The organism is Psychrobacter sp. TS_SC_6 (assembly GCF_056156305.1).
In genome coordinates this window covers 1,570,584-1,585,169 of the sequence record NZ_CM149590.1, presented here as the reverse complement: position 1 = coordinate 1,585,169, position 14,586 = coordinate 1,570,584, and the positions used below count along the sequence as shown (strand labels likewise).

Sequence of the window (14,586 nt, the reverse complement as noted above, 5' to 3'; positions counted from 1 at the left end):
TTTATCAGTATTGACAGCTTTTATCCAAATAATCCCCCAACCATCTCAAAAACTCATCTCCAGTTGTTGATACATTTAGGCGCAGATGGTTTGAGTCGTGGGCATCTGGATAAAATAATTGCCCCGGTGCGACCAGCCAACCTTCTTTATAGGCATCTAATGCCAGCTGGCTAGTATCTTGCCCCGTGTCTACCCAAACAAAGAGACCTGCTTGTGTATGCTCAGGGTAGATAAGTCCTATCTTTGGTAATGCTTGGCGCATTCTTTCATGAGCGCCATATAAATGCTGCTGCACTTTTTTAATCTGCCGGCGATACTCACCATGCGTCCATAAATGATGACAAACTCGTTCACCAAATTCTGGCGTATTTGAATTACTCAAGGTTTTCATACGTAATACATCATCAATATAGTTATCAGGACAGACCAACATGCCGACGCGCCAGCCGGACGCCATCGACTTTGAAAATCCTGTCGCATAAAATACCCGTTCAAACTGATCAAGACTGGCGTAACGCAATACTTGACCACCTGGTACGAATGCAGCGTATAAATCATCTTCAAAAATATAAGCGTCGTACTCATGAATAAGATTGAGCACTTGGTGCGCGCGCAGGATGCAGATTATAAGAAGTGGGATTATGTAGCACGCTATTGGTCAAATATAGCTTAGGACGATGCGTGGCAAACAGTTTTTGCATGTGCTCGATATTAGGCCCTTGATGGTCACGTTCTACAGAGACGACGTTTAAGCCCTGTTGTTGCAGGCAACTCGATAGCCAATACCAGCCCGGACCATCAACGACTACCGTATCCCCAGCTTGAGTAAGCAGCCGCGCAATCATGGTTACGGCTTGCGACACTCCTGCTGTAGTAATTACGTGGTCGGCATTAGTTTGCATGCCTAGCGTATGTAGGTGTTGAACCAGCTGTTGACGTAGCGGTAGATAGCCGTGAACATTGCCATAATCATAGATAAAGCTATCGGCTTGCTGGGTGACCTGCCGTATGGCCCATTCCATCTTATCATTACGTATCCAGTCTCTCGGTAATGTTCCCACCCCTGGCGAGCGACGATGTGGAATATCACTAAAGACCTGCTGTACCAGCCAGCGCGTGTCTATTACTGGGTGTTTAACGACCGCTCTTTTATCATCATTCGGCTGAACTAAATTTGCTTGCGTATTGACATAATAGCCCGAGCTGGGTTTGGCGGTTAATACGTTGGTAGCGACCAGCTGTTCGTAAGCTTGTACCACCGTAAAGCTTGATATATTTAATAGTTTCGCTAACTTTCGCACCGAAGGCACACGCTGATTGGGCAGGTAAATCTGCCAGTCAATACGCTGCTGTAACCATTCAGCGACGGCGGCAGTCTTAGTTAAATTCGGATTGAGCGTATAGGTTTCGACCATAATGAATGTGCTTATCTCTTCAATGTCATGATTAATTGTAACGTTAAGAGTAACTATACACTTTGTTCACCATTCGTAAAACTGTATCGGGTCTGTTATGGATATTTAAACTATAGTTGGTTCTTAAGATTCAAATATTAATAACAACTCAGAACTAATAATAGCTATTCTAGGATAAGCCTATGACCCTTCTACACATCACATTAGCTATATTGGTTGCCTTTATTTGGGGTGTAAACTTTACCTTTATTGCATGGGCGCTTGAAAGCTTTCCGCCACTAATGTTAACCGCGCTACGTTTTTTCTTTACTGCCGTGCCGTTGGTTTTGTTCCTTAAACCGCCCAAATTTAACCGTACGTTATTTATCTATGCCATTGGTACGTTTGTTATGCAGTATGCCTTTGTATTCACTGGCATGCATTTGGGTGCATCGGCAGGTTTGACGGCGCTGTTGTTGCAAGTTCAAATTTTCATCACCGTCTTGCTAGCGTATGTCATATTAGGTGAGTCTGTGAGTCGCATGCAGATTATTGGTATGTTAGTTGGTGTGCTGGGGCTTGGTGTGATTGCGCTAAATCTCGGCGGTGATATGCCCTTGGTTGGCTTTATCTGTATATTGATTGCGGCTATAGGTTGGAGTTTTGGCAATATTGCTTCAAAACAGGTCTCAACGCAGCAGAGTACCAGTAATATTTCTACTGCCTTGCCTGTTAATAGCAACAACAAAGCTTCAAATAGGACATCGGCACTGTCTGCACTATCACTAGTAGTATGGGGCGGTCTGATTGCTTGTGTAGTTTTGACACTATCTTCTCTGTTATTTGAAAATGAGGCATGGACGCTTGCAACATTTACGCAGGCATCCTTCAAGGCTTGGTTATCGCTTGGATTTATCGTCTATGTCTCAACCCTGATCGGCTTTGGACTATGGGCGCATTTACTTAGTCAAAATATCGCCTCTAAGATTGTGCCATTTGCCTTACTGGTGCCCGTATTCGGTATGGCGACTTCAGTGCTGCTCATAGGAGAGGTGGTTACATGGTGGAAGATGCTAGCAATGGTGCTCATCTTATCTGGACTGATATTGGCTAATGTGAAGATGGGTCTAGGCAGGAAATCTGCTCACGCATAATAGTAAATACCTTATAGCTTCCTATAGGTTAGTAAGAATAGACAGAAAGAGCAGTGCATCACATATAAGGCATTGCTCTTTTTTTATTCTGAACGCTTTATATCCCATTATGCTGTCGTTAGAATCTTGATAAATAGGTTTATTGTCAGCATCACTTAATCCCTTAAAACACATAACGGCAATAATGAAAAACACAGTCTAACGACAAAATTAAAGGAAATTCAATATGTTTAGTATGATAAAAGACTGGCGCGAGCAGCGCATATTGGACAACAGCGAGTTTACTCATGCTGACTGGCTGCAAGCTGCTCAGCGTATTGTGATACTTGATAGGCTAGATGAGGATGAGCTAATACGTCTGTTTGAGCTGGCGACGTTGTTTTTGGCGGATAAGTCGATTACTGGCGCGCAGGGTTTCGAGATTACCGATGCGGTCAAGCAATCTATCGCCTTACAAGCTTGCCTGCCTATTTTAAACCTAAGCCTTGAGTGGTACGCTGGCTGGTCGGCCATTATTATTTATCCGGGTTCTTACAAAAGCGAAACCACCACTGTTGATGAGTTGGGTATCGTACATGAGGGTAGTCAGCACCGTAGCGGCGAAGCGTGGTTGCGTGGTCCTGTCATTCTATCGTGGAAGGATGCCAAGCACTCAGGTGAGCGTGATGGTCACAATGTCGTCATTCATGAGTTTGTGCATAAACTTGATATGCTAAATGGTCGCGCCAATGGTTTTCCGCCGTTACAACCGGATATGGATCCGGCACGCTGGACGGAGATTATGACGCGAGACTTTGAGAATTTTCAAAGCCATCATAAATCAGGACTTGATCGCTACGGTGCGACCAATCCTGCGGAGTTTTTTGCGGTACTGAGTGAAGTGTTTTTTGAGACGCCGCAAAAGCTGATTGATGCTTATCCTGATATTTACGACATAATGGTGAAGTTTTTTCGCCAAACGCCGCTTTGATAAAATCATTAATAGTCACTATTAATGTTAGATAATGAATATATAGGTATAAAAAATCAATAAAAAAGGGCAGTGTGTTGATTTAAGCACACTGCCTCTTATTATCTTTTATAGGTGTAAATATCTGTTTTTGCAGATAAAAATATTTAAACTGTCCATTGTTCATTCACAATAGCGACCAAATAGCGTTTACCTTGGTACTCATCAAACACCAAGCGCATGATGCGCCAATCCATACCAGAGTATTCCTCCGAGCCTTTATGATAAAACTCAACAAACTCTGAATTGGGATAAATTGTCTCTAAGTTATTAATCATATTCCCACTGTGTTGGAACTCATTAACACTGATACTGGCGTTGTTAAATTTGCTAGCATCAATCCAAGTTCTTAAATATTCTGGTAGTGGTACTACCAATGCCTCGCCAGTACCATCTTTTTCGCCCCAAGTGAAACGAATTTTTGATTGTTGTAGATACTGAGCATACTGCTTGCGGCTAAAGATTTTATCTGTATCAGTCCTTACGTAAGCATACATTGAAAAACGTACGCCACGAGTTGGGTGAATATCATCTGTGATTCTAGAAAAATCATTATTGGCAAGAGCGCGCTGGATACGCAGTGCTTGCTGTTTGAGCGTTTGCTGGCTCATATCTGAGACTATAGGTACAGATGGGTTGCCGATTGATTGATTTGGAGTGCTGGCGTTGGATTCAGCAGAAGATTGGCACCCTGTGATTGCTAGCACTAAACCAAAACCTGCCGCGGTTGATAGCTTATAAAGATAAGACTGAAAAATATTAGAACGAGTAGATGGCATCATAACAATATCCTTATCGTGGCTTATTTAAGTTATTCCAAAACACATACTAGAGTCAATGTATATTTACCAATCAATAGTACTAATAACGCATCAAAGTTTATAATGGTGCTGTGTAAACAGTGTTTTTTAATAAACTTGATAGACACAATTAGGTAATAAAGTAGTGTTTTGTATGTTATTTAATGAATATAGCCCTTAAAACGTCATATTTCATGGAGGGTACCATGCAAAAAATGATATTTTCTATAGTGATGCTCACAATAGGGTTTTCTGCTATCACGGCTACTGCTAATCTAACGCAGCCGTTACAGACAGCTTTTGCCATGAAAATCGATACTGTCGCTAAGATGTACCAACAGGATGTGAACAATGAAGGAATGGATAACCCAGTGGTGTTACAACAATATGCCAATCCGGATCTAAAGGCTGCCATGCAGCGTGAGCAAGATTACTTTGCTAAAGCGCAAACATCCTGTCATGTGGGTTATGATGTATTGTGGAATTCTCAATATCCTGATTATGCACAAGACAAGCAATTTTCATTGACGACCAGAGGCTTGGTTCAAGTCAGCTTAGCGCATGGCCATGATATTTATTATGAATTGTCCTGTGATAATTCCGTGTGCCAAGTGGCGGATGTGATCTTGGATGAAGATGGAACATCTTTACGAGCGCATTTGCTTAAAAACTGTCCTTAATTAGAAACCAATATATCGACATCAAAATATGATGTGCCCAAATTCTAAAGCCGTTGGTTTGTTTTCGCATAATGTATATTATGTTAAACTAAGGCTACCGTACAATAAGTTCATGGGATTATAATTATATGATAAATCCTTATCAAGATTGGTTGATGATTGATTAATTCTCGTACGTATTATCTCTTCATAAAGTCATCTTCATCACTACTAATACTATTACTAGCTGAGCTGTCTCAAGGAATTAATGTACAGAGCTATCATTAATTCTATTGTATTTGCAATCGAGCTTAACGTACTAAACCATGTCACTAGTTAACTTGTAACTACGTTAGGTACAGAACAGAAGTATTCGCCCCCAAGTGACAGCCAGCTAAAAGTATAAGCAATAACATTTCTGGATGCTTAAACTATTCGCCGTAGCGAGGATAATCACTATAGCCGAGTTCAGTGCCACCATACATCGTGGCAGGATCGGCCTCATTGAGTGGCCAATTATTGGCAATGCGTTCAGGCAAATCGGGATTGGCAATAAAAGGACGACCAAAAGCAAATAAATCACCATAGCCCTTGGCTAAAACATTGACTGCTTTTTCTACTGTATATTTACCCGCATAAATAATACGACCTGAAAACTCAGCTCTGACTGCTTGATAAAAAGTCTCTGGCAAATCAGGCGCATTGTCCCAATCAGCCTCTGCAATGGATAAGTAAGCGATACCTGCTTGTTCGAGTACTTCAATCGCCTCAATATAGGTATGATGGGGATCTGACTCGACCAGTCCCAAGTACACACGAGTCTCATCCGTACTCGCAAACAACGGCGCAAAACGCACCCCTAGTCGATCCGCACCAACCACATCACTGACAGCCGCCACCACTTCCTTTAAGAAACGCAGACGATTGGTTAGTGAACCACCATATTGATCATCACGTGTGTTGCTATGCTCAGAGATAAACTGATTCACCAGATAGCCATTGGCACAATGCAGCTCTACCCCATCAAAACCCGCCTCCAATGCATTGCGCGCAGCTTGAGCATACATCGTCACCAGCTCGCCAACTTCATCAGTGCTGAGCGCACGTGGCTCACTGGGGTCGGCTAACGCGCCTTCGCCTGGGCCTGTTTCAATAAATACTTTGACATTGTCAGCAGTAATCGCTGATGGCCCAATAGGCTGAGCACCTTCTGGCTGCAAGCTGGTATGAGACACACGCCCAACATGCCATAGCTGAGCAAAAATAATACTACCTTTGGCATGGACTGCTTGGGTGACTTTTTTCCAGCCTGCAATTTGTGCTTGCGAATGGATGCCTGGCGTCCATGCATAACCTTGACCTCTTGGCTCAATTTGCGTACCCTCAGTGACCATAAAACCGGCGGTAGCACGCTGTGCATAATAACTTGCCATTAAATCATTAGGAATATTGTCAGGTTGCGTGCTACGAGATCGTGTCAACGGTGGCATTACGATACGGTTTTTTAGCGTATAAGGTCCAAGTTCTATAGAGGAAAATAATGTACTTGTATTTGAAATAGGTTGTGTCATAAATGTCTCTTTTAAAGCGAGTTGATGGCTTATGATTGAATGTATTTGACTTGTTTTGATGCTTATAGCTACTTAAGCAATGTTGGTCAGCATAGAGCTTTATGGGTACAATTAGAAACAACTACTTCTTGTTTAATATACAATTATTAATGGTATGCATAATGAATGGTATAAATCGACTCGATATTAAGCAACTCAGAGTTTTACAGGCGCTACTTGATCTAAAAAATCTCTCACAAGTCGCGCGCAAAATGGGTTTGACTCAACAAGCCATCAGCGAGCAATTGCGTAAGTTACGTGATTTGTTTGATGATCGCTTGTTTATTAGACAAGGCAATAGCATGGTGGCAACGCCAAAAGCGTTATCGATGCAACAATCTATTGACCATATATTGAAGCAGTTAGAAGTGCTGTTAGAGCCGGATATTTTTACGCCGCAAACCTATAAAGGCGTATTTACGATTAGCGCGACCGACTACGCAACGCAGGCATTATTGCCGCAGTTGTTTAATATAACGCGCCGCGCCGCGCCAGATTTGAAGTTGATCGTCCGCGATTTTGCCTCAGACAATATCAATCAACTGATTGCGGCAGGCGAGCTTGATTTGCTGATTACCTTTCCCGAGTTTATTCCTGATAACCTATCCTATGTTACTCTGTTTGAAGAGCAACATTTATGCGTCACTGGTTATGAAAATACGTTTGCAACAGAAATATTGACACTGGCACAAGTTGCCGCTTACCCGCAGCTGGTGGTATCGCCTTCGCGTGCTAATTTACGCGGCTCTCATGACCGGTGGTTTGCAGAAAAAGATCTAAAACGAAACATTGTTATGTCAGTTCCTAGCTTTTCAGCAGTACCAAATATTTTGCACACAACTGATATGATTGCTTTTTATCCTTCACGGTTGTTGCCAAGCGACAAGGTTAAAGAGCTTAGAATCGAGGCACTACCACCTACCTTTAAAGTCATAGCAGCATGGCACCCACGTACTAGTGACAGTGGTATACATCGTTGGTTAATTGAACAGTTACGAAATCTATGAATTACGAAACTTATGCTGGCTAGGCCGTGTTCTCCTTTTAAAAACAGTGATAAAAAAGAAGACACGCCCTAGAGCGTGTCTTCATACAACCGCATCGATCTGATCTAAACGTTATTCACCATGGTGTTTGGTGATAAAATCGCCGCCAGCTCTTCATCGCTGAGCAATTTTTCTTGTCTGACCAATTCGGAGACGCCCAAACCGCTCAATAAAGCGTGGCCTGCGATACGACTGGCATTGTCATAACCGATGTGTGGCACCAATGCCGTCACAATACCAATACTGTTTTCTACATGCTGCGCACAGCGTTCTTTGTTGGCTGTGATGCCCTGAATACATAGCTCATCCAACATACGAATGGATTTTTCTAACATACGCGCATTGTTAAGCAAGTTATAAACAATCAAGGGTTCCATGGCATTTAACTGCAATTGCCCTGCTTCTGCCGCCATGGTCACGGCCAAATCGGTACCCATGACTTGAAAGGCCGTTTGGTTCATCGCTTCAGGAATCACAGGGTTGACCTTACCCGGCATAATGGAGGAGCCCGGCTGCATAGCTGGTAGGTTGATTTCACCCAAACCCGTGCGCGGGCCGCTAGAGAGTAAGCGCAAATCATTGCTGAGTTTGGAGAGTTTGATTGCCAAACGCTTTAGTGACCCTGAAAAGGTAATAAAGGCACCCATATCGGCACTCGCTGCCACAAGATCATCTGCAAGCCTGACTGGCAAACCACTGACCGCTGCCAGCTCCTTTATGGCCAAATGCGCGTAGCCTCTAGGCGCATTGATGCCTGTACCAATCGCCGTACCGCCTAAATTCACTTCACATAACTGAAGACACGTGTGTTCTATACGAGCAGTCTCACCACCCAAGTCACTGGCAAAAGCATTAAATTCTTGTCCCAATGTCATCGGCACTGCATCTTGCAGCTGAGTACGTCCCATTTTTAACACATCACTGAACGCCTCACCTTTGGCGGCCAAGCTGTGCTGTAACTTAGTGATAGCAGCCATCAACGGCTGCGCGGCAAAGACAACCGCTAAGCGAGCGGCAGTGGGATACACATCGTTGGTCGACTGAGAGCGATTGACATCATTATTGGGATGTAAATGCTGATACTCACCATACTCAAAACCCATCTTAGCCAAACCAATATTGGCAATCACTTCGTTGGCATTCATATTGGTTGACGTGCCAGCCCCACCTTGAATAAGGTCAACGATAAAGGCTTCATGATGCTTGCCTTCAATCAGATCTGCGCAGGCATCGGTGATGACATTGACTTTATCATCACTAAGCAGGCCATGTTGGTAGTTGGCTTTGGCAGCAGCCTGTTTCACCATCGCCAATGCTTTGATCAAATCAGGAAAATGACTGATAGGCACGCCCGTAATATTAAAATTCTGATACGCTCGTTGCGTCTGAATACCATACAAGGCCGTAGTGGGAACAGCTTGTTCACCCAATAAATCTTTTTCAATACGCGTCAAAGTTGTGTCGTTGGTCAGGCTATCTGTGTGTGTCATAATTTTAGGGCTTCTTGAGAATGAGTAAAATAAGAGGGATAAAAGCGGCAAATATGTACAGTTACACTGGGCATTGCTGAAAAGCAGACCCATCGTAACCGAGAATAGTGCGCAAGAAAAACGTAAATATTCCGCTCTCAGACCCAAAAATTTTAGTGCTCAATCAAAAGTATCATAGATAAAATTGTGCTATAACTGCGTTGACCCTAGCCTCTCCAATCGTACCAATAAATGCCTATTCTCAGTAAAACATGGATGGCTTAAAATAAATACGCTGTAGAACTCACAGTCCCAACACTTGCTTTAAGGCATTGATCTGTGGCTGCTGGCGATCCGCATAACGATAAGCGAGCACAACCTCTCGAACCAAGCTGTTATCCCCCAAATGGTGGATTTGAACTGGCGCTGTACTTCTAATCCATAATCCTGCATAAGGAATCAAAGCCACCCCCAAACCCGATTCGACCATCCTAACGATGGCATCTAGATCATTAATTTCCATGATGGTATTGACCTTGATGTCTTGTTGCTTGAAGAATTTGCTTAACTTTGCGCCAGCTGAGGACTGTAGACTGTAATGAATAAAGGGATGTTGCTCGAGCGTTTGTCTGAGACTATAAAAAGGCCATTTTTTGGGACTAATCAGCACATAAGGTTCCGTCATAATAGACTGAGTGACGATATCTTTTGGCAACGCAAAAGCGGGCTGTATGGTTATGGCGGCGTCTATACTGCCCAATTCTAGCTTCTCGAACAGCTCTACAGCACGCCCAGGAACAATTTCTGTTTGCATTAACGGGGCTAACAAGGTGATGGCTTTTAGCGCCTCGGGCAAAATACCCACCTGCACTGAGTTGATAGCGCCAATTCTAAGCTGACCGTAGTAGCTAGCAATGTCAGTATCTGAAGGCAATTGCATGGTCGCATACAGCGCTAAAATTTCTTTGGCAATAGGCAGTATGCGAGAGCCTTGCGGATTGAGGGTGATGGCTCTAGCGGAGCGAGTAAATAGCGCCAAACCTAAATTGTCTTCTAAGGTTTTCATTTGCGCACTGACCGCAGATTGAGTAAGGTTAATATGGCGCGCCGCCGCAGCAAAACTGTCTAACTCGCAAACGGCTACAAAAGTTTTAAGTTCTCTTATCATTTATTTCATCACACTTATTATTAGGATCATGAGTTATAGTCGATTCTCAATATAGTCGATTCTAAATAAAACAGATACATTATATTTCAACGCTGAACTGGAATAAATTTTTCTTGCTTGCTGTGCCTTCGCAGACAGAGTCTGCAAAAAATTCATTCCAGTCCCGCTGTATTATTTTTATACTGAACTCACTATAAAACAAAACCATTATATTGCAACGCTGAACGGGTATAAATTTTTCTTGCTTGCTGTGCCTTCGCAGCTCGATGCTGCAAAAAATTTACACCAGCAATACTGTAGCGACTTTAAAACATTTCAACCATAGCTTACAAATTCGGATTCACAATGATTTTTACCGCGGATTCATTGTTGTGAATCAGCGTCTCGAACCCTTTAGAAATCAAATCATCCAAGGCTATGCGCTGGGTAATAAAAGGCTCAAGATTGACCAAACCGTCTTCTACCAACTTAATGGTGTCTTTGTGATTGTTGACATAGCCAATGGTGCCGCGAATATCCAATTCTTTCATCACCACGCTATGGACATTGACTGATGCTGGATGACTCCAGATAGACACAATCACGACCACGCCAGCAGGTTTGGTCAGCTCGACTAGCGAGTCGAGCACCGCATTGACACTGGTGCATTCAAACGCCACGTCCGCACCGCGATTATTGGTAATTTTCATCACCTCTGCGCTCAAATCCACTTCCGTAGGGTCTAAAATATAATCGGCAACGCCGCTTTCCTTGGCTTTTTCTTTGCGCTTGGCACTCAGTTCTGTCAGGATTACAGTCAAACCTTTGGCTTTTAAGACCGAGGACAATAATAAACCAATGGGGCCACCACCGCCGACCAGCGCGATATCGCCTGCCTGCGCGCCACTACGCACAAAAGCATGGTAGCCCACGGCTAACGGCTCAATCAAAGCCGCTTGATCTAATGGAATGTCACTGGATATGGGATGCACCCAGCGGCGTTTGACGGCGATTTTTTCAGACAATCCGCCACCGCGTCCGCCAAGACCGATAAAATTCATATTTTCTGATAAATGATAATTCTCTCCTTCAGCAGTGGAGACATTATCGTCAATGATATACGGCTCGACCACCACGTGCTGACCGACTTCGATGTCATCAACGCCCTCGCCGACTTCATATACCACACCTGAAAACTCATGCCCCATCGTGATAGGAGCGGACTCGCCTGAAATGGGATGCGGATGACCACAAGGCGGAATAAAAATAGGCCCTTCCATAAACTCATGCAAATCCGTGCCGCAAATACCGCACCATGCCACATCGATACCGACCGTACCTGCCGCTACCGTAGGCTCTGGAATGTCTTCAATACGAATATCACCTTTGTCATAAAAACGTGCTGCTTTCATAGTAGTCTCCTTCAAGTGTTGTGATAAAAACAATTACCGCGATGAAAGTAAGGATTACTTACTGACATCATGCCCAGATTAAAGTTGGCCTGTCAATCCTGCAACCATACGCAGTTGTTGGTTAACCGTAACGCCACTGCAAGCGCTTAGCCAAGCTACTGATATCAATCACTATCTGTCATTACATGAATTTCTCTATCAAATGATGACTATTTATAGTCCATAAAACTCTTATGAATATTCTAAGAGAAATAGTAAAACAGACATCTAATAGCGTCCATTACTGGGCTAATTCCTTATAGTGTTGGCTGATATTGACACGCAAATAATCGAATTAAACAATAAAAGTGATAAGTTGTCAGTGTTGCCAAACTTTTGGTTGCATCTGCCCCTCATTACGCCTAGTATTTCGCCCCTGCAATAACTCTACTTCTCAAAACAGAGCCTTAATAGAGACATTTATTCACGATAAAGAAGGACTTATTATGTCAACTGACAACATTACGATTATTGACGGCGGTATGGGCCGAGAATTAGCAAAACGCGGCGCGCCATTCCGTCAGCCTGAGTGGTCGGCGCTGGCGATGATAGAAGCGCCCGAGATCGTCCGTGACGTACACCGTGCTTTTATCCAAAGCGGTGCAGCCGTCATCACCACCAACAGCTACGCGTTAGTGCCGTTTCATATTGGTGCAGAACGCTTTGCTGAGCAAGCACAAGACTTGGCAGCATCAGCGGGCGAAATGGCGCGAGCAGCAGTCGAACTTGAGGGCACAAATACCAAGGTAGCTGGCTCTATCCCGCCGCTATTTGGCTCATATCGCGCTGACTTATTTGATGCTGAACACGTAGAAGATATCGCAACGCCACTTATCAAAGGTCTGAGTGCACATGTAGATTTTTGGCTGGCTGAAACCCAAAGCTTGATTGCTGAAGCAGTGGCTATTCGCGAATTGCTAACCACTTTAGACGCAGACAAAAAGCCGCTTTGGGTGTCTTTTACCTTAGAAGACAGCGAGCATCTCGACGTGCCACGCTTGCGCTCAGGCGAGACGGTACAAGAATCTGTTGCGACATTGGCAGATCTGAATGTCGAGGCGATACTGTTTAACTGCTGTCAGCCTGAGGTGATTGATCAAGCACTAGACGTCGCGCAAAGCACTTTGCAAGACAAGAATGCGACGCACATCAAGCTTGGCGCTTATGCCAACGCCTTTCCGCCACAGCCAAAAGACGCCACGGCAAATGATGGTCTCGATGAAGTGCGTGATGATCTCACGCCGCCTGCGTATTTGGTCTGGGCACAAAAATGGCAAGCCCAAGGCGCGTCACTAATCGGGGGCTGCTGCGGTATTGGCCCTGAACATATCGAGGCCTTGAGCCAGCATTTCACAAGTACTTTAACAACAGGTACGTCGACAAAATAGAGATAGCACCATGCAAAACGGACAAAAAATTGGGTTAACCATGCTCACCGCCATCGTGTTCAGCTCGATGGTCGGTGCAGGTATTTTTAGCTTGCCGCAAAACATGGCTGAAGTGGCAGGCGTGGACGCCATCATTACCGCATGGATCATCACAGGCGTGGGTATTTTGTTCCTCGCGGGCTGCTTTTTGCACTTATCGCGCCTCAAGCCTGAACTGGACGGCGGTATTTATACCTATGCTAAAACAGGGTTTGGCGATTTGGCGGGCTTCTTTTCGGCATGGGGTTATTGGCTGTGCGCCACCATCGGCGTGGTGGGCTATTTGGTGGTGGCTTTTGCCGCGCTGGGTAGCTTTGTCGATACGCCAAACAACATTATATTTGGTGAAGGCAACACAATTGGGGCACTGATTGGTGAGTCAATCATCTTATGGCTGGTACATTATTTGGTGCTGCGCGGCGTCAAACAAGCCGCCTTTATCAACTTATTAGCGACTTTGGCCAAAAGTCTACCGCTCATTGCCTTTATTGTGTTTGCCTATTATGCCTTTGATATGCAAACCTTTAACGCCGACCGCGCGGGCACCACGTTGGAAGCGCCCTTTATGGAGCAGGTCAAAGGGACGATGCTCATCACTTTATGGGTATTTACCGGTATAGAAGGTGCGATTGTGTTGTCACAGCGCGCCAAAAAACGCTCTGATATCGGACGCGCCACTTATATCGGCGTGATTTTGGCACTGGTGCTGTATGTCGCTATCACCCTACTCTCGCTTGGGGTAATGAGTCGTGTTGATGTGGCTGCCCTCAGTAACCCCTCCATGGCAGGCATCATGGCACAAATGACGGGTAGCGTAGGCAAATGGGTCATCAGCATTGGACTTATCATCTCGGTATTGGCGTCTTATCTGAGCTGGATTCTCTACTCTGCTGAAGTGCCGTATACCGCTGCCAAATACAATGCGTTTCCGCGCATTTTCACCAAGCAAAACGCACAAGGCACGCCAACTGCCTCGCTGTTGTTGACCAGTGCTACTGTTCAACTTTGCTTATTGATGATCTTTTTGACAGGTGAGGGTTATAACACCTTAGTGATTATCTCCACCTCGATGATTTTGATTCCTTACTTTTTGGTGGGTGCGTATTTGGTCAAGGTGTCATTTGCGCAGTCAGAACGCTGGAGCATCAAAGCCATCGGTCTGGGCGCGAGTGTCTATGGCATTTGGCTAATTTATGCCGCTGGTGTCGAGAACCTGCTATTGTCACTGCTTCTCTATATACCCGGCTTAGCGATTTATTATTATAGTCGCTATCAGGCACGGCAGCGCCTGCGAAACCAATCAAATTAATAGCAAAATGATTGTCATGAACAAAAAAAGAAGTCCAAGAAACGATTGTTTTTTTGGACTTCTTTTTTGTTCGTATATTTGGCTTAATAATGTCAATCCCAAAAATTTGAA

The 14,586-nt window shown here is 44.3% G+C and carries 13 protein-coding genes; 6 read left to right on the top strand and 7 right to left on the bottom strand.

All coding sequences use genetic code 11. The features are described 5' to 3' along the window. Positions 1-4: 4 nt before the first annotated feature. Both AC0J5Y_RS06705 and AC0J5Y_RS06700 read right to left on the bottom strand, forming a co-directional pair. Positions 5-601 carry an aminotransferase class I/II-fold pyridoxal phosphate-dependent enzyme gene (locus AC0J5Y_RS06705; RefSeq protein ID WP_475129971.1) on the bottom strand — a complete coding sequence of 199 codons (597 nt, stop codon included), beginning with the start codon at positions 599-601 and terminating at the stop codon, positions 5-7. Beyond that, the gene (locus AC0J5Y_RS06700) at positions 582-1,415 is read right to left on the bottom strand and encodes an aminotransferase-like domain-containing protein (protein WP_475129970.1); all 834 of its coding nucleotides are present in this window, start codon (positions 1,413-1,415) and stop codon (positions 582-584) included. The genes AC0J5Y_RS06705 and AC0J5Y_RS06700 overlap by 20 nt, the downstream gene beginning before the upstream one ends. A 182-nt stretch (positions 1,416-1,597) precedes the next feature. Here AC0J5Y_RS06700 and AC0J5Y_RS06695 point away from each other — a divergent pair, with 182 nt between their 5' ends. After that, positions 1,598-2,548, top strand: coding sequence for an EamA family transporter (locus tag AC0J5Y_RS06695; protein WP_475129969.1), 951 nt, complete (start codon positions 1,598-1,600; stop codon positions 2,546-2,548). A gap of 226 nt (positions 2,549-2,774) precedes the next feature. Continuing rightward, a complete protein-coding gene (locus tag AC0J5Y_RS06690; protein WP_475129968.1) occupies positions 2,775-3,518 on the top strand; it encodes a M90 family metallopeptidase in 744 nt (247 codons plus the stop codon). 146 nt (positions 3,519-3,664) lie between these two features. Here AC0J5Y_RS06690 and AC0J5Y_RS06685 read toward each other — a convergent pair whose 3' ends face one another. Next, on the bottom strand, positions 3,665-4,339 hold the full coding sequence (locus tag AC0J5Y_RS06685) for a hypothetical protein (protein ID WP_475129967.1): 675 nt from the start codon (positions 4,337-4,339) through the stop codon (positions 3,665-3,667). Positions 4,340-4,563: 224 nt separating this feature from the next. Between AC0J5Y_RS06685 and AC0J5Y_RS06680 the strand changes: the two genes are divergently transcribed. Next, a complete protein-coding gene (locus tag AC0J5Y_RS06680; RefSeq protein ID WP_475129966.1) occupies positions 4,564-5,037 on the top strand; it encodes a hypothetical protein in 474 nt (157 codons plus the stop codon). 410 nt (positions 5,038-5,447) lie between these two features. Here the strand turns inward: AC0J5Y_RS06680 and AC0J5Y_RS06675 are convergent, their stop codons facing one another. Beyond that, the gene (locus AC0J5Y_RS06675) at positions 5,448-6,587 is read right to left on the bottom strand and encodes an alkene reductase (RefSeq protein WP_475129965.1); all 1,140 of its coding nucleotides are present in this window, start codon (positions 6,585-6,587) and stop codon (positions 5,448-5,450) included. Between the two features lie 161 nt (positions 6,588-6,748). Between AC0J5Y_RS06675 and AC0J5Y_RS06670 the strand changes: the two genes are divergently transcribed. Then, entirely contained in the window at positions 6,749-7,633 is an 885-nt protein-coding gene (locus tag AC0J5Y_RS06670; RefSeq protein WP_475129964.1) for a LysR family transcriptional regulator, read from the top strand. A 104-nt stretch (positions 7,634-7,737) separates the two neighbouring features. On the opposite strand, the gene AC0J5Y_RS06665 is transcribed toward AC0J5Y_RS06670, so the two are convergent. From AC0J5Y_RS06665 to AC0J5Y_RS06655, 3 genes are all read right to left on the bottom strand, one after another. Continuing rightward, the gene (locus AC0J5Y_RS06665; RefSeq protein ID WP_475129963.1) at positions 7,738-9,162 is read right to left on the bottom strand and encodes an aspartate ammonia-lyase; all 1,425 of its coding nucleotides are present in this window, start codon (positions 9,160-9,162) and stop codon (positions 7,738-7,740) included. A 283-nt stretch (positions 9,163-9,445) separates the two neighbouring features. After that, on the bottom strand, positions 9,446-10,309 hold the full coding sequence (locus tag AC0J5Y_RS06660; protein ID WP_475129962.1) for a LysR substrate-binding domain-containing protein: 864 nt from the start codon (positions 10,307-10,309) through the stop codon (positions 9,446-9,448). Between the two features lie 326 nt (positions 10,310-10,635). Next, positions 10,636-11,700: a 2,3-butanediol dehydrogenase gene (locus AC0J5Y_RS06655; protein WP_475129961.1), complete on the bottom strand. Its 1,065-nt coding sequence runs from the start codon at positions 11,698-11,700 to the stop codon at positions 10,636-10,638. Between the two features lie 500 nt (positions 11,701-12,200). Here AC0J5Y_RS06655 and AC0J5Y_RS06650 point away from each other — a divergent pair, with 500 nt between their 5' ends. Both AC0J5Y_RS06650 and AC0J5Y_RS06645 read left to right on the top strand, forming a co-directional pair. Continuing rightward, a complete protein-coding gene (locus tag AC0J5Y_RS06650) occupies positions 12,201-13,127 on the top strand; it encodes a homocysteine S-methyltransferase family protein (RefSeq protein ID WP_475132115.1) in 927 nt (308 codons plus the stop codon). A gap of 10 nt (positions 13,128-13,137) precedes the next feature. Next, the gene (locus AC0J5Y_RS06645) at positions 13,138-14,475 is read left to right on the top strand and encodes a basic amino acid/polyamine antiporter (protein ID WP_475129960.1); all 1,338 of its coding nucleotides are present in this window, start codon (positions 13,138-13,140) and stop codon (positions 14,473-14,475) included. The last annotated feature ends 111 nt before the right edge of the window (positions 14,476-14,586 follow it).